Annotated in this window: 11 protein-coding genes, 1 pseudogene and 2 CRISPR repeat arrays; all 12 genes and pseudogenes read left to right on the forward strand. The window is 50.6% G+C overall.

Annotated elements, in window-relative coordinates; genetic code table 11:
• Positions 1-99 precede the first annotated feature (99 nt).
• The 12 genes and pseudogenes from GS3922_RS06885 to GS3922_RS06940 all read left to right on the forward strand — a co-directional run bounded on the left by GS3922_RS06885 (position 100) and on the right by GS3922_RS06940 (position 16,637).
• Positions 100-2,190, forward strand: coding sequence for a BglG family transcription antiterminator (locus GS3922_RS06885; RefSeq protein ID WP_063165747.1), 2,091 nt, complete (start codon positions 100-102; stop codon positions 2,188-2,190).
• A 5-nt stretch (positions 2,191-2,195) separates the two neighbouring features.
• Complete coding sequence (locus GS3922_RS06890) at positions 2,196-2,639, forward strand: PTS mannitol transporter subunit IIA (protein WP_050367360.1); 444 nt, start codon at positions 2,196-2,198, stop codon at positions 2,637-2,639.
• Positions 2,639-3,799 carry a mannitol-1-phosphate 5-dehydrogenase gene (locus GS3922_RS06895; RefSeq protein WP_063165748.1) on the forward strand — a complete coding sequence of 387 codons (1,161 nt, stop codon included), beginning with the start codon at positions 2,639-2,641 and terminating at the stop codon, positions 3,797-3,799. The genes GS3922_RS06890 and GS3922_RS06895 overlap by 1 nt, the downstream gene beginning before the upstream one ends.
• Positions 3,800-3,981: 182 nt before the next feature.
• A CRISPR array of direct repeats spans positions 3,982-4,810; the repeat unit is 30 nt; unit sequence GTTTTTATCGTACCTATGAGGGATTGAAAC.
• Positions 4,811-4,910: 100 nt separating this feature from the next.
• Positions 4,911-5,831 carry an Rpn family recombination-promoting nuclease/putative transposase gene (locus GS3922_RS06900; RefSeq protein ID WP_063165749.1) on the forward strand — a complete coding sequence of 307 codons (921 nt, stop codon included), beginning with the start codon at positions 4,911-4,913 and terminating at the stop codon, positions 5,829-5,831.
• A 381-nt stretch (positions 5,832-6,212) separates the two neighbouring features.
• On the forward strand, positions 6,213-7,253 hold the full coding sequence (locus GS3922_RS06905; RefSeq protein ID WP_063167338.1) for a Bug family tripartite tricarboxylate transporter substrate binding protein: 1,041 nt from the start codon (positions 6,213-6,215) through the stop codon (positions 7,251-7,253).
• A gap of 52 nt (positions 7,254-7,305) precedes the next feature.
• Positions 7,306-7,761, forward strand: coding sequence for a tripartite tricarboxylate transporter TctB family protein (locus GS3922_RS06910; RefSeq protein ID WP_015375035.1), 456 nt, complete (start codon positions 7,306-7,308; stop codon positions 7,759-7,761).
• A gap of 13 nt (positions 7,762-7,774) precedes the next feature.
• Entirely contained in the window at positions 7,775-9,301 is a 1,527-nt protein-coding gene (locus GS3922_RS06915) for a tripartite tricarboxylate transporter permease (protein ID WP_063165750.1), read from the forward strand.
• A gap of 75 nt (positions 9,302-9,376) precedes the next feature.
• A pseudogene (locus GS3922_RS06920) lies at positions 9,377-10,986 on the forward strand (ATP-binding protein).
• Positions 10,987-10,999: 13 nt separating this feature from the next.
• Positions 11,000-11,692 (forward strand): response regulator, encoded by a 693-nt coding sequence (locus GS3922_RS06925; protein WP_044743595.1) that lies wholly within the window; start codon positions 11,000-11,002, stop codon positions 11,690-11,692.
• A 193-nt stretch (positions 11,693-11,885) separates the two neighbouring features.
• The gene (locus tag GS3922_RS06930) at positions 11,886-12,821 is read left to right on the forward strand and encodes an AEC family transporter (protein WP_044743596.1); all 936 of its coding nucleotides are present in this window, start codon (positions 11,886-11,888) and stop codon (positions 12,819-12,821) included.
• A gap of 183 nt (positions 12,822-13,004) precedes the next feature.
• A CRISPR array of direct repeats spans positions 13,005-13,843; the repeat unit is 30 nt; unit sequence GTTTTTATCGTACCTATGAGGGATTGAAAC.
• A 174-nt stretch (positions 13,844-14,017) separates the two neighbouring features.
• Complete coding sequence (locus GS3922_RS06935; protein WP_063167339.1) at positions 14,018-14,920, forward strand: Rpn family recombination-promoting nuclease/putative transposase; 903 nt, start codon at positions 14,018-14,020, stop codon at positions 14,918-14,920.
• A gap of 700 nt (positions 14,921-15,620) precedes the next feature.
• Positions 15,621-16,637 (forward strand): LacI family DNA-binding transcriptional regulator, encoded by a 1,017-nt coding sequence (locus tag GS3922_RS06940; RefSeq protein ID WP_063167340.1) that lies wholly within the window; start codon positions 15,621-15,623, stop codon positions 16,635-16,637.
• Positions 16,638-16,640 lie beyond the last annotated feature (3 nt).

A 16,640-nucleotide genomic window follows, 5' to 3' on the forward strand; every position in this document is an offset into this window, starting at 1 on the left:
GTCAAATCAAGAAAAAAGACCTTACAATAAGAAATGAGAAGACGATCAAACATTTTAAACATGTCAACAGTACCGCCTAAGGATAGGAGGTGAACGGCGATGTACGTATCGGCACGGGATCGAAAGCTGCTTGAGCGTTTGTTGGCCGATGATCGGGAAATGACGGTCGGCGAACTGGCTGAGGAGCTGAATGTCAGCGCCCGCACGATCCACCGTGATTTGCAAGGCCTTGAGTCCGTTTTGCGGCGCTACGGGCTCGAGTTGGTGAAAAAAGCGGGGGTCGGCATTCGCCTCGTTGGGGAAAAGAAACAGAAGCAAACGCTGGCTGCGGAGCTGCTTCATCTTTCTCACCGTGAATATACGCCGGAAGAACGGCAGCTGATGATTTTAATCGCCTTGTTGGAAGCAGACGAGCCGGTGAAACTTGTCTCATTGGCGAATGACTTAAACGTTACGGTCGCTACGGTCAGCTTGGATTTGGATAAACTGGAACAAACAGTCGAAGCGTATGGGCTTTCGCTTATTCGCAAGCGCGGATACGGCGTCGAGCTCACCGGTTCCGAATCGGCGAAACGGCGCCTCATTGGCGAACTGCTATTTCGGCATGTCGATGAACACGAGTTTTTGGCACTGATGAAAGAGACGATCCAGAGACGGTCGGACGACCCACTCGATACAGTGGCGGAAAAACTGCTCGGGCTGGTCGATCGGAAAAAGCTCGCCGTCATTGAACAACAAATCGAGCAGGTGAAAGAAACGTTCCCGTTTACGATGGCCGACAGTTCGTACATTGCCTTCGTCGTTCACTTGGCGCTCGCCATCGAGCGCATCAAGCGGGGGGAAGCGATTCATTTCGACCCGCGTGATTTGCAGGCGCTTCAGGCGACGAGAGAGTATGAAATCGCGGAGGCGCTTGCCGAATCGTTAGAAAGAGCGTTTGGCATTGACATCCCAAAAGAAGAGATCGGCTATATGACGATGCATTTAATGGGGGCGAAATGGCGCAGCCGCCAAGGAATGGTGATGGAGGAGCCGAGTTTGGCCGTCGGCATGAAAGCGCAACAGCTCATTCGTTTCGTCAGCCGGGAGCTCGGTGTCGATCTGTCCACCGACCGGACGCTATACGAAGATCTCGTCGTTCACTTGAAACCGGCTTTGTACCGTTTAGAGCACGGGATGGGGGTCGCCAACCCGCTGCTTGATCAAATTAAGCAAGACTACGCGGAACTGTTTGCCATTGTCGCCGACGGAACAAAGCAGCTGTTTGGCGATGTTTCAGTGCCGGAGGAGGAGATCGGCTATTTAGTGCTTCATTTTGCGGCTGCACTGATGCGGGAGAAAAAAGGCTGGCGGGCGCTCGTCATTTGTTCGAGCGGGCTCGGGACGGCAAAAATATTGGCGACAAGGCTGAAGAAAGAGATTCCGGACATCGTTTCGCTGGAACAAGCGTCCGTGTTTGAATGGAAAGAGAAAGATGCAAGCGCGTATGATCTTGTCGTCTCGACCGTGCCGCTGGCCGATGAAGCCGGCTCGTATTTTACCGTCAGCCCGATGCTGACGGAAGAGGAAGCGCGGGCGATTCGTGAATTTTTAGAGCGAAAATCGGCCGCTGAAAAGCGGATGAGGAAAGAGTCAACCGCACAGAGAAACAGGCCAGCGCTCGAGGCGATGAAGGCGGTTCGGCGCATCAGCGAGACGATCATCCACCTGTTGGACGGTTTTTCCCTCGAGGTGGTCAAGGGGCGCTCTGTTCATGAACTATTGGCGGACGCGTGCCGCCGCCTTGAACGAAGTGGCGTCATCGTCGATGCCGATGTCGTCATCGAGGAGCTGCGGCGCCGCGAGTCGCTTGGCGGGCTTGGCATCCCCGGCACCACATTGGCGCTGTACCACGCCCGAAGCTTCGCGGTTCTTCGCCCATCGCTTACGATGTACCGGCTTGATGCGCCGCAAACGGTGCCCGGCATGGACGGAGAGCCGATGGAGATCAACACGGTTGTGCTGCTGCTCGGGCCGTCAGATGCCGATAAGGAGATGCTCGCTGTGTTAAGCGAGGTCAGCTCCTTGCTCGTGAAGGATGAGCAAAGCCTTGCCGTTTTGGCGCATGGCGGCGAGGAAGAAGTGTATTCACTTGTCAGCGCCCATTTGGAGCAATTTTTTGATCATTACTGGACATCAACGAAGGAGTGAAAACGATGGTAACCCATTCGATTTTAAACAAAGAAAACATTGTGCTAAATGCCCAACCCAAAACAAAAGAAGAGGCGATCCGCCTTGCTGGCGAGGTGTTGGTCAAGCAAGGATATGTCGCCCCGGCATATGTTGATGCGATGCTTGAGCGGGAAGAACTGACATCAACGTATATCGGCAACAATGTCGCCATTCCGCACGGAACGGAAGCAGCCAAAGCGCTCGTGAAACAGTCCGGCATTTCGATCGTGCAAGTCCCGGGCGGCGTCGATTTTGGCGGCGGCAATACGGCTCTGATCGTGATCGGCATTGCCGGCAAAGACGGGGAGCATTTGGATATTCTGTCAAAACTGGCGCTCGTCTGTGCGGAAGCGGACAATGTCGAAGCGATGGCGAACGCCAAAACAGAAGAAGACATTCTTGCGCTGCTCAATGAGGTGAACGGCTGATGCAGGCGGTTCATTTTGGCGCTGGCAACATCGGCCGCGGCTTTATCGGCAGCTTGCTGGCAGCGTCGGGATATAAGGTCGTTTTTGTCGATGTCAACGAACAAATCGTCCGCCTGCTCAAGGAGCGGGGGGAGTATCGCGTCATTGTCGCCGGCGAGCAGCGAGAAGAACAATGGGTGCGCGGCGTCTCGGCGTTGAACAGCCAAACAGAGCGGGAGCAAGTCATCGCGGCGATCGCCGCCGCTGATTTGGTCACGACCGCCGTCGGCCCGCACATTTTGCCGGCCATCGCCCCCCTTGTTGCCGATGGGCTCAAGCAGCGGCTGGGCGTTCAGCAAACTCCGCTTCATGTCATCGCGTGCGAAAACATGATTGGCGGCACGGAGACGTTGAAGCAGCACGTGTTTGCCCATCTTTCCGAAGCCGAACAACAGCTGGCGGGCGAGTCGGTCGGCTTTCTCAACTGCGCGGTTGACCGCATCGTGCCAAACCAAACGAACGATGATCCGCTGGCGGTGACGGTCGAGCCGTTTTTCGAATGGGCGATTGAAACGCGCAACGTCATCGGCGTGGTTCCACCCATTCAAGGGGCCCACTTCGTCGCCGACTTAGGCCCGTATATTGAACGAAAGCTGTTCACCGTCAACACCGGCCATGCCCTTGCCGCCTACTTAGGCTACCTAAAGGGATGCGAAACCGTGCAAGAGGCGATGAAAGACAGCGCCATTCGGGCGGGCGTCGAACAGGCGCTCAGCGAATCCGGAGCGGTGTTGGTGAAAAAGCACGGTTGGGAGGCAGATGCGCACCGCACGTATATCGAGACGACGATCGGACGATTCATGAATCCGGCGCTGTCCGACGACATCATCCGCGTCGCCCGCTCGCCGATCCGCAAACTTGGACCGAACGACCGCCTCGTCGCGCCAGCCGTGCAATATTGCGCCTTATTCGGCAACGCCCCGCAAGGCTTGGCTAAAGGAATCGCCGCCCTCCTGCGGTTCGATGATGCCCGCGATGCGGAAGCCGCTGCCCTTCAACAAACAATCGCCCAGCACGGGATCGAAGGCGCGCTTCGGCAATATGCAGGCCTTGAGAGTGGGCACCCGCTTGTGGCGGCGGTGAAGGACGAGTACGGAAGAATGAAGAAAAACAAAAACTGACCGTCTTGCAAATGTCGTCGACCTCCAATCGTGCAAAAATCCCGGGGGATCGACGACAATATTTTTTTGCGTCAAAATCCTACAACCAACACGGCTCAGCAGTATTGACAGAATTTTTGAAACGTGATATTCTGAAAACAGCTCAGAGAGAAAAAGCTTGATTTGATGCGTATGGTTTGGGGGTTTTTATCGTACCTATGAGGGATTGAAACCAATGACGAGCCGCCAACCACCCATCATTAGTCGCGGTTTTTATCGTACCTATGAGGGATTGAAACTAGAATTCCTCCAAGCAAATGTAATCGTGCGCTTTGTTTTTATCGTACCTATGAGGGATTGAAACATGGATGAGGAAAGTTTGCAGCTGTCCCTTTTTGAAGAGTTTTTATCGTACCTATGAGGGATTGAAACACGGACATATTGACAGGGGTTCAAACGATTGCGGAGTTTTTATCGTACCTATGAGGGATTGAAACTTTTACCAAGATACAACACATGAAAAAGGCATCCATTTGTTTTTATCGTACCTATGAGGGATTGAAACATCTCATATCTTCTTAAAGCTTTGCGAAACTCTTGAAGTTTTTATCGTACCTATGAGGGATTGAAACTAGTTATGTTGAATCCCGATCATAGTGTCGATGAAGTTTTTATCGTACCTATGAGGGATTGAAACTAGCGAAGAAAACACCGAAGCACAAAAAGCCGGACACGGTTTTTATCGTACCTATGAGGGATTGAAACTTCGCGCCTGGCGACATCGTTTTGATTTACGACCCGTACGGTTTTTATCGTACCTATGAGGGATTGAAACATTCCCCCTTAATGAAATTGGCTTGCCAAAAACACCGTTTTTATCGTACCTATGAGGGATTGAAACCAAGAAACCAAAGCACTCGCCCCGAAACGAACGGGCGTTTTTATCGTACCTATGAGGGATTGAAACTACTCACTCGTACCGTTCCAATCGGACTGTTTCGGGCTTTTATCGTCCCCATCAGTGATTGAAACACTGTGTAGTACGGCACAACTTTTTCTGTCCCCCATGCAGGATTTTCACCCCCTGTTTGCGAATGGATAGAATCGAACACGTTCAAAGAGGGGTGATCGAATGGCCATTGACCATGACCGATTGTTCAAAGAGCTGATTCAAACGTTCTTCGAAGAGTTTCTTCTCCTCTTTTTCCCCGACATCCACGAGCATATCGATTTCCGCCATTTGTCCTTTTTGTCCGAAGAACTGTTTACCGATGTCACGGCAGGCGAAAAATACCGCGTCGATCTATTGGTCGAGACGAAGCTGAAAGGGGAAGACGGGCTGATCATTGTTCATGTGGAGAATCAAAGCTACGTGCAACCATCGTTTCCAGAGCGCATGTTTATCTATTTCAGCCGTTTGTTTGAAAAATACCGCACCCGCATCGTTCCGATCGCTGTCTTCAGCTATGAGGCCCTTCGCGAGGAACCGTCCGTGTTCTCAATCGAGTTTCCCTTTGGCGACGTGCTGCAGTTTCGCTTTTTCCCCGTGGAGCTGCGCAAGAAACATTGGAGAGACTATATCCGGCATGACAATCCGATTGCGGCTGCCCTTCTTAGCAAAATGGGGTATACTGAAAGTGAGAAAATCGAGTTAAAAAAAGAGTTTTTGCGCATGTTGGTGCGATTGGAGCTGGATGAGGCGAGGCAGCGGCTCTTGTTGGGCTTTTTTGAAACATATGTGAAGCTGTCGGAGGAGGAAGAGCAACAACTACAAAGAGAGGTGAGGGCGATGGAAACGAAAGAAAAAGAGAAAATGTTGGAGCTGATCATTTCCTATGAGCAAAAGGGAAGGAAACAGGGGTTGGAAGAAGGGATCAAACAAGGTATGAAACAGGGAATGGAACAAGGAATGAAACAGGGGATGAAACAAGGAATGAAACAAGGAATGAAACAGCTGATCCGCAACATGGCGCGCAAAGGAATGAAGGCGGAAGACATTGCTAGGTTGGTGGATCTTCCAGAGGAAGATGTTTGGGAATTGCTTGAAGAGTAGGGGAATCCAATACAAAAGGCGGCCATCTAACGAGGACAGTTGGCGGTGGCAAAAGAGGTAGAGGAAATCACTGATTCGTAAGTGATCGATTGTAGAAAACGGATGATCGTCCGGTCACATGAAAGAGGAGGAACAAAAATCAGAAAGTATGTACCGTGCCAACGTTTTATGCACCGTCGGCCTTGAAAGGCAGGCGGCCTTTTTTTGTTATGGGGCTCCGGCGTTCCGCTAGGCGTCTTGGCCATATGAGATCATGTCGGCTATATGTCCATGAACAAAATGCACAAAATTCATTTTATTTTCAAAAACTTCACGTTCATCCCGCGGCATGGTAAGGTTGTGATTGAAAACGTTATCAAAAAACAAGGGGGCAAGGGAGAAATGAAGAAAACGAAATGGTGGGGATTGCTCGCTGCAGGGATGATGACACTGGCTTTGGCGGCCTGTGGGGGCAATGAATCGGCGGGGTCGAAACCGTCCGGTTCCAACTCCGGTTCGTCTGCTTCCAACTATCCGACGAAGCCGATTACGATTGTTGCTCCGTCTGGGGCGGGCGGCGGTTGGGATTTAACGGCCCGCGCGGTCACGAAAGTGTTGGATGAGACAGGGCTTGTCAAACAGACCATGACGGTCGAAAACAAACCGGGCGGCGGCGGGGCAGTCTTTATGGCCGAATACGCTACCCAGGATGTGAAAAACGATTATAAGCTGTTTGTCAATTCACCGCCGATTATCATCAATAACTTGAAAAAAGAAGGGAACAGCCCGTTCGGCTACAAAGACACAACCCCGCTCGCCCAGTTGACAAAAGACTTTGGCGCGATTGTGGTTAAAGCCGATTCAAAGTTTCAAACGTTGACCGACTTGCTGAACGCCATTAAACAAAATCCGAAATCCGTCACCATTGCCGGAGGGTCGGCACCAGGGTCGATGGACCACTTAGTGGCGATTTTGCCGATCTATAAGTCGGGCATCGATCCAAAATCAGTCAAGTATGTTTCGTACGATGGCGGCGGAGAAGCGATGGCGGCGCTGCTTGGCGGCAATGCGGATGTGATTGCGACGGATGCGTCTTCGGTTGGGGAATATTTGAAGGCCGGCAAAGTGCGGGTGTTGGCGGTTTCCGCTCCAGAACGCCTCGGCGGAGTGCTGAAAGACGTGCCGACGATGAAAGAGCTTGGCGTTGATGCCGAGTTTACGATTTGGCGCGGCGTGTTCGGGCCGAAGGAAATGTCTTCGGAAGCAAAAGCGTTTTGGGAAGAGACATTGAAAAAACTGTCTGAGCATGAAAAATGGAAAGAAGAGCTGCAAAAACAAGGTTGGGAAGCAGAGTACCGCAATTCGGAAGAGTTTACGAAATTTTTGCAAGAGCAAGAGCAGCAAGTCGGCGACCTGCTGAAGTCGCTTGGGATGCATAAATAACTCGAGGGGGAAGAGCATTCTTCCCCTTTTTCCAAAAGCGGGAGGGAAAGCGATGAACAAAACGGCTGACCGGATCGCGGCGGTGGCGTTTTTGGCTGTGGGCGCTTTGTTTATGGTGGAAAGTTTGCGCATATCGAAAAGCGCCTACGGCAGCGCTGTCGGGCCGAATGTGTTTCCGTTTTTGCTTGGACTTGTGTTGGTTTTATTAAGCATAAAACTGCTGTTTGAGACAAGAAATTATTCAGGCGCAACAGGGGAGAAACTGCCGCGGCAATATAAAAAGTTTCTTGTCATTTTCATCGCCGCCATTTTCTATGCGGCGTTGCTTGAAACGGTTGGATATGTGATCACGACATTTCTCTTTCTTGTCATCGGCTTTCAAACGATGGAAAAAGGGGCGCTGTGGAAATCGATCGCCATTGCGGCTGGTTTTTCGTTAGGCGTATATGGCCTTTATGTGAAACTGTTGCAAGGAACATTGCCGAGCTGGCCGATTTGGTTCCAATGAAAGGAGGGGCATCATGGACACACTATCGTTTTTGTTTGACGGATTTCAGACGGCGCTTCAGCCGCATAACTTGCTGTTTGCGTTTATCGGGGTGTTGATCGGCACGGCGGTCGGCGTGCTTCCTGGGATCGGGCCGATGAGCGGGGTGGCGTTGCTCATTCCGGTGACGGCGTCGATGACATCGGGTTTGAGTCCCGAGCAGGCGGCCGCCAGTTCGATCATTTTGTTGGCCGGCGTCTATTACGGGGCGATGTACGGCGGGTCGACGACGTCAATTTTGTTAAACACGCCCGGGGAATCATCGTCTGTTGTCACGACGCTGGACGGCTACCAAATGGCGCGGCAAGGCCGGGCTGGAGCGGCGCTGGCGATTGCGGCGATCGGTTCGTTTGTGGCGGGGATTGTGTCGCTCATCGGTCTTGTATTATTAGCGGAGCCGCTGTCCAATGTCGCCTTGAAGTTCGGTCCGGCGGAGTATTTTTCGCTTATGCTGCTGGGGCTTGCTGCGGTGAGCGGCCTTGCCGGCAAATCGATGACGAAAGCGTGGATCATGACGGTGTTCGGCTTGTTGCTTTCCACGATCGGGCTCGACAACGTCTCTGGCGTCGCACGCTTCACGTACAACATTTCCTATTTGTATGGGGGGCTGGAGTTTTTAACCGTAGCGGTCGGGTTGTTTGCGTTGGGAGAAGTGTTTAGAGCGATTCTCCATCGGGAAACGAACGAAGGGGAAATTGCTAAAATCGGGTGCATCTTGCCAACCAAATCGGACTTGAAGGAAAGTGCCGGCCCGATTGCCCGCGGGTCGCTGCTCGGATTTTTCATCGGCGTGCTGCCGGGAGCCGGAGCGACGTTGGCCTCATTTTTCTCTTATATTCTTGAAAAGAAAATCAGCAAACATCCGGAAAAATTCGGCCAAGGGACGATCGCCGGCGTCGCGGCGCCCGAGTCGGCGAACAACGGTGCGTCTGGAGGCGCGATGATTCCGCTGTTGACGCTCGGGATTCCGGGGTCCGGGACGACGGCGATTTTGATGGGAGCGCTCATTATGTACAACGTCCAGCCAGGTCCGCTGTTGTTTGATGAACATCCGGCTGTTGCCTGGGGATTGATTGCGAGCATGTTTATCGGAAATGTGATGTTGTTAATTCTCAACATGCCGCTTGTGAAACTATTTGCGAAAATCATCCAAACACCGACGAAGTATTTGTTGCCGCTCATTATCGCCATCTCTGTATTCGGCGTGTATGCGGTGCAAGTGACGACGTTTGATGTGTTTCTGTTGTTGGCATTTGGCTTGCTCGGCTATTGGCTCGCGGAACACGATTACCCGCTCGCGCCTCTTGTATTGGGGCTTGTGCTGGGGCCAATGATTGAAAACAACATGCGCCGGGCGTTGACGGCATCCAACGGGGACTATCTCGTGTTCGTTGAAAAGCCGATTTCGCTCGTCTTGTTGGTCATCGCCTTATTGTGGATTGCCGTGCCGTTTTTCATGAAATTACGAGGAAAAACCGTCATTGTCAATGAAGATATGTAATAATAGAAAGAAAGGCTTTCTTCCTTTAGTGGAGGATGGTCTTTCTTTTCATTTTTCCGTTTGGAGGACAGCACGATGAAACTGCAAACACGGTTGATGATGATCATTTGTTCGCTGCTTTTGTTTGTCATCGTGTTTCTTACGTTTTTATTCCAACATATGTTCGCGGAGACTATCAAACAACAAATCGGCATGCGGGCGCTGAACGTGGCGGAAACCGTCGCGTCCACCCCGCTTGTGCGCGAGGCGTTCCGCGACCCCGATCCGTCCGTGCGCTTGCAGCCGTTTGCCGAATATATTCGCCGAAAGACAGGGGCGGAATACGTCGTCATCGGCAACCGCCAAGGAATCCGCTATGCTCACCCGCTGCCGGACCGGATCGGCAAACCGATGGTCGGGGGCGACAACGGTGAGGTGCTCAAAGGCAAGGCCATTATTTCGGAGGCGGTCGGTTCACTCGGTCCGGCAATCCGCGGAAAAGCGCCGGTTTTGGATGAAAACGGACAGGTGATCGGCATTGTTTCGGTCGGTTTTTGCTGGAAGATATTCAGCGCACGGTGTGGTCGTATCGTATAAAGATTTTTCTTTTCTCCGTTCTTGCTCTCTTTCTTGGAGCGGTGGGCGCCATGGCGATCGCCAGGGCGGTGAAAAAATCGATTCATGGCCTTGAACCGGAAGAAATCGGTTTGCTCTACCAAGAAAAGCAGGCGATTTTAGAGGCAATTCGCGAAGGAATGGTGGCCATCAATCAAGAGGGAACGATTACAATGGTCAACCAAACGGCGCTGAAGCTGCTTGGGTATGAGAACGAACGCGATGTGTTGGGAATGCCGATCTTGCAGCTTATTCCCCACTCGAGGCTGCCTGAAGTCATTCGGACGGGGCAGGCAGAATTTGACGATGAAATGGTGTTAGGGGAAGAAACCGTCATTGCCAACCGCATTCCGATCAAAGACAAGCAAGGGCGTGTGATCGGAGCGGTATCGACGTTTCGAAACAAATCGGAATTGTATCGCTTGACCAAAGAGTTATCGCAGCTTCGCAGTTATGCCGATGCCTTGCGCGCGCAAACGCACGAATTTTCCAACAAGCTGTATTTGATCTCTGGCCTGATTCAACTGGAATCGTATGAGGAAGCGCTTGAACTGATCGCAAAAGAGACCGACTTGCAACAAAACATCGTCCGGTTTGTCATGAAAGAAATTCCGGATCCGATCATCGGCGGTCTGCTGATCGGCAAGTTCAATCGCGCCAACGAGCTGAAAATTGTGTTTGAGATCGATCGGGAAAGCAGTTTCCGTGATGTGCCGCCATGGATGGACCGGGACCATCTAGTAACCATTATTGGAAATGTAGTAGATAACGCCATGGAAGCCGTTCTCCATAACGGAAAGGAAGAGAAACGGGTGGCCGTTTTTTTGACTGACCTTGGCAATGATTTGATTATTGAGGTTGAGGATAACGGATTAGGCATTGACCCAGCTGTAGCGGAACGGATCTACGAGCGCGGCTTTTCAACGAAGGCTGCCGGAGGGCGGGGGTATGGGCTTGATCTAGTGAACCGGGCGTTGACAATGCTCGGGGGGCAAATGACGTATCGATCTGAGCAAGGAGCAGGCACGGTATTTACCATCATGATCCCAAAGCGGCCAGCCCATGTCGGGCGGCAGGACCGCCAAGGCTAGAAGGAGGGAACCGATGTTGCCGATTCGTGTACTGATTATTGAAGACGACCGCCGCATTGCGGAAATCAATCGGCGCTTTGTCGAGAAAGTGAACGGTTATGAAGTGGTCGGCATCGCCACGAACGCTGAAGAGGCAAGGGAATTGACGGAGGTGTTGCGGCCAGACATGTTGTTGCTTGACGTCTATTTTCCCGATATGAACGGCCTTTCGTTTTTGAAATGGGTGCGAGAGCGTTTTTCCGATATCGATATTATTATGATCACCGCAGCACGAGAAGTGGAGGCGCTGAAGCAAGCGCTGCATGGCGGAGTGTTTGATTACATTATCAAGCCGATTATGTTTGACCGATTCGCCGACACATTGCATCGATATAAAGAGTACTATGACAAAATGCAGCGGTGGGTGAAAGAGAAAGAGTGGATTGGCCAAGAAGAGGTTGATGCCTTAATGGGAAGAGAAGTGTCCGTTAAGGAACAGCCTATGTTGCCTAAAGGCATTCAGCCGTTGACCTTAGAAAAAGTGTTGGGGGTTGTGAGACAGTGCGCAGAAGGCATCACCGCTGAAGAAGTGGGGCGGCAAATCGGAACCAGCCGGACGACGGCCCGCCGTTACTTGGAGTATCTCGTCTCCGTCGGCCAGGTGACGGCCGATATTGCCTATGGATCCGTTGGGCGGCCGGAACGAGTTTACAAGAAGAAAATGTAGGTATAGAAGGCTGGTGATTTCGTGAAAAATCACAGAAAATGGACTTTTTTCAAATAGAGAAGTCTTGCAAAATCAACGCTTCTCTTTCGGCCGAAAACAATGGATTCAGCGAAATCAGTTGTTTTTCACCAGCCTTATAGATTTTCAAAAATGAAACATCCATTATATGGAGAAAGAAAGAGAGGAGAGCGTCTTGGCTGTTTTTAGCGGCATTTTATTGCAAGTGATGGTTCCGATGTTATTGATTGTCGGCTTGGGGGCAGGGCTTCACCGCTTCTTTCATCTTGACCTCAATACGTTATCCAAATTGAACATGTACGTCCTGTTGCCGGCAGTCGCATTCATCAACGTGTATGACAGTGAGTTGAATGGAAAGGTGTTGGCGGCCATCTTAGCATTTCTCTTGTTGCAAAACAGCGGACTGATCGTTTTGAGTATGATGATGGCCAAGTTGTTCAAATTAGAACGGAGTTTGTCAGCCGTATTTCAAAACACCATTGTGTTGAACAACTCAGGTAATTTCGGCATCCCGGTCAGTCAGCTTGTATTTCATCAACATCCGCTCGGGGCGACGATTCAAATTATGGTGACGATCTTTCAAAATTTCTTGACGAATACATATGGGGTATATCAGTTCGTATCCGGGAATGGAAAAAGGGAGAAATGGACTGCGGAGATATGGAAAAATCCCGTCCTTCACGCGCTGTTGCTTGGCGTGGTCTGCCGATGGCTCCACGTCCCGATCCCATCATTTTTATGGACGCCGCTTCAGCGGGTCGCCGATGCGTTTTTAGCCATCGCCCTCTTTACGTTGGGAGCGCAAATCGCCTACGCTCGGTTTACTGCCTTGCCGCCGCTTGTGTATGTGAGTGTGTTCGGGCGCTTGATATTGTCGCCGCTGTTGGCTGGGTCTTTGATCTTTCTATTAGGAATGGATGGCGTGACGGCTCAGGCATTGCTCATTGCCAGTTCGTATCCATGTTCACGCAATACGGCGCTGTATGCGCTCGAGTATGACTGCCACCCCGATTACGCCGCCCAGGCAGTGCTGGTGTCGACCTTGTTGAGCGCCATTACCGTGACAGGCACAGTATATGCGGCCCGTCTGCTGTTTCCGATTGGCGGATGAAAACGGGGGCAAGTTGTCGTCGACCTCCAATCGTGCAAAAATCCCGGGGGATCGACGACAATGTTTTTTTGCGTCAAACTCCTACAGCCAACGCGGCTAGACCGTATTGACAGAATTTTTGAAACGTGCTATTCTGAAAACAGCCAAAAGGGGAAAAGCTTGATTTTATGCGCATGGTTTTGGGTTTTTATCGTACCTATGAGGGATTGAAACTCTCCTTTTAGTGAAACATTGTGGCCGCTATATTGGTTTTTATCGTACCTATGAGGGATTGAAACAAATTTTCCAATACTTTTAATGTACGGTTCAATTTTATCCAGTTTTTATCGTACCTATGAGGGATTGAAACTGGAAGAACACAAAGAGAGAACACAAGAGCAACCGATCGTTTTTATCGTACCTATGAGGGATTGAAACAAAAACGAAGTGAAACGGTTGACCGAACTGACAAAAGTTTTTATCGTACCTATGAGGGATTGAAACGAAGACGCATATCGCTACTTGGCTAGAGTGCTTCCGTTTTTATCGTACCTATGAGGGATTGAAACACCCGTGACCGCGTCGATCACAACGCCTCGCGGCGCGTTTTTATCGTACCTATGAGGGATTGAAACTTGACAACGACGATCATGTGATCGAATTTTACACACGGAGTTTTTATCGTACCTATGAGGGATTGAAACCACTGGACGTAAATTCGGTTCGAGAGTGATTACAGTAGAGTTTTTATCGTACCTATGAGGGATTGAAACAGTTCGTTTTTTCAAGACACGATGATATGCTGTGTCCTCGTTTTTATCGTACCTATGAGGGATTGAAACTAGCCGGCGCCGGGATAGCCTTTCTTCCTCGCCTCCGTTTTTATCGTACCTATGAGGGATTGAAACTCCCGATGGTCGTTATGGAATACGAGAACTTGCGTGGTTTTTATCGTACCTATGAGGGATTGAAACAAAATCGTGTACCGATGGAACCCGTCAACGATGATGAACGTTTTTATCGTACCCATGAGGAACTGAAACTGTCTCCTGCCACAGCTGAACCACCGCTGAGTTCAGCTTGTTTTACCGCTCGACATAGGAAAAGGACAAATGCGAAATGGCACATGCCAAAAAAACGCGGGGGGAAACAAGAAGGAATTCGGCCGCGAAGGGCGAATACAGTACGGTGAATCCGACATTGCAGGGAGGGAAAACGTGGCGAAGAAGCGAATTGACCATGACCGGTTGTTCAAAGAGCTGCTGTCGACATTTTTTGAGGAGTTTTTGCTTCTTTTCTTTCCCGACGTGTACGAGTACATTGACGTTCACCATCTCTCTTTCCTCTCCGAGGAACTGTTCACCGATGTGACGGCCGGAGAGAAGCACCGCGTCGACTTGTTGGTCGAAACAAAGGTGAAAGGGGAAGACGGGCTCGTCATTGTCCATGTCGAGCATCAAAGCTACACCCAGCGGACCTTCCCCGAGCGAATGTTCCTCTACTTCAGCCGCTTGTTTCAAAAATACCGCCGCCGCATTCTCCCGATCGCCATCTTCAGCTATGACGAACAATACGACGAACCTTCCTCATTGGTCATGCAGTTTCCGTTTTTGACCGTTCTTGACTTCCGCTTTTTGACGGTGGAGCTATGCAAACTGCCGTGGCGCGCGTACATCCGCCATGCCAACCCTGTCGCCGCTGCCTTGCTAAGCAAAATGGGGTATAATGAAGATGAGAAAGTCGACGTGAAAAAGGAATTTTTGCGCATGCTCGTCCGCCTTGAGCTGGATGAAGCGAAACAGCGGCTGTTGTTCGGTTTTTTCGAGACGTATTTGCGGTTATCCGAAGAGGAGGAAATCCAACTGCGACACGAGGTGAGCCAAATGGAGACGAAGGAAGCAAAGCGTGTGATGGAACTCATCGTCTCATACGAACAGCGGGGGATGGAAAAGGGAATCCAACAAGGAATCGAACAGGGGATGAAGCAAGGACGCCAACAAGGGATCGAGGAAGGGAAGCTCGACGTGGTGAAGAGAATGCTGGCGAAAGGGTACGATGTCGACACGATTCACGAACTGACTGGGCTGCCGGTCGAGACGATTGAAAAGGTGAGGCAGTAAGTCGGATGCCCCCTGGCTAGAGCGAACGTCGCCGCCCGCAATGGCGTCAAATCCCTCATAAAGGGCGGCGGCCGTCTTGTTAGAGCCTTCGGACGTTTCGTTCCCAGGGGAGGTTTTTGGAAACGCCGTGTTTTGGGAACTTTTTCGATTTATGAACGGCGTTTTTCTTTTATGATCAGTCTTCTAATTTTTTACCGTTTTCTCACGAATTTAAAAACCATAAAAACAGCTAAAATAACGACACCTATAAAAAGGTAGCCTAAAATAGACGTCATGGTAGTCAGCATGTCCCATTCTCCTTTTTGTTAATTGGTATCGGTATACAATTGTGCTTGTGAAGCTCTAATAAACTCATTATGTTCTTCTGCGGCTTTCACAGATGTTTCAGAAACGCCAAACGATAATGTAGAAAATACTAAAACAAACGACAGGTAAAAATAGGTATTTGTTCATAAAAATGAATCAATGCATTGCTTAGTGCAAAATGAAAGTACAATCTATGAAGCCGTTTGGCGCGATCCATTCGGGCGGAATGACATCACTCGATCGGCAAGCTGTCACGGCCGTATACCATTCATTGATTTTTAGATTTCAAACAAAAACTATTGTAAACCGCTTTCACTTGGTTTATAATAAAGCTAAACCGGTTTATGAAAACGCTTTTGAACTAAATCGATTTAGTACGAGAGAGGGATCCCTTTTGAAAAAAGTAACGATGGCCGATGTCGCGAAATTGGCCAACGTTTCGAAAAGCACCGTGTCGCAATACTTAAATAAGCGCTATGAATATATGAGCGAGGAGACGAGAAAACGCATCGCCGAGGCGATTGAAGAGCTTGGGTATCAGCCGAACATCATCGCCCGCAGTTTGAAGCAAAAGACGACAGCGACCATTGGCGTGATTGTTTTTAATATGCTTCATATGATGACAACGCAAGTGCTGCACGCCATTGAAGAGGAATGCCAAAAGCGCGGGTTTCAAGTCATTGTCTGCAATTCCGGCGATGATCCGGATAAGGAAAAAACATATGTTGATACGCTGCTGGCGAAGCAAGTGGACGGGTTGATCGTGTTTCCGACAGGGAAAAATGAAGAGGTCTACCGCCGCCTTGTGGAGGAACGCTTTCCGCTTGTGTTTGTCGACCGGATGGTGCCGGGAGTGGAGGCAGACAGCGTGCTGCTTGATAATGCAGGTGCAGCGGAAATGGCGGTTCAGTATTTCGCTTCCCAGGGCCGCGATCGGATTGCGATTGTCACCCCGCCGCTTGTCTCTTACAACGTGCCGCGGATGGAGCGGTTGGAAGGGTTTCGGGCGGCTATGCGCAAAAGAGGACTGGACGTTGAAGATGGGAACATCATCGCCGCTGATCCGGACGCGCTGCCGGAAGTGTTGAAACAACGGTTTGCCGAACCGAAGCGGCCTAATGCCTTGTTTGCGATCAACGACTTGACGCTGATGGGGGTTTTGCGGTTTGTGAAAGACGCAGGGGTTCGTGTGCCGGATGAGGTGGCGATCATCAACATCGATGATGTGCCGTTTGCCGACATTTACACGCCGGCGCTGACAACCATCGCCCAGCCGACGTTTGCGATGGGGAAAAAAGCAGCTGAGCGCGTGTTTGAACAAATGAAAGCGAAAAAAGCCGACGGTCCGCGCGTATTTCGTTTCTCCCCGACATTGATGGAACGGACATCGATCAGGCGGGGGAAGGAATGAAGA

It is taken from the genome of Geobacillus subterraneus (genome assembly GCF_001618685.1).
Classification (GTDB): Bacteria; Bacillota; Bacilli; order Bacillales; family Anoxybacillaceae; genus Geobacillus; species Geobacillus subterraneus.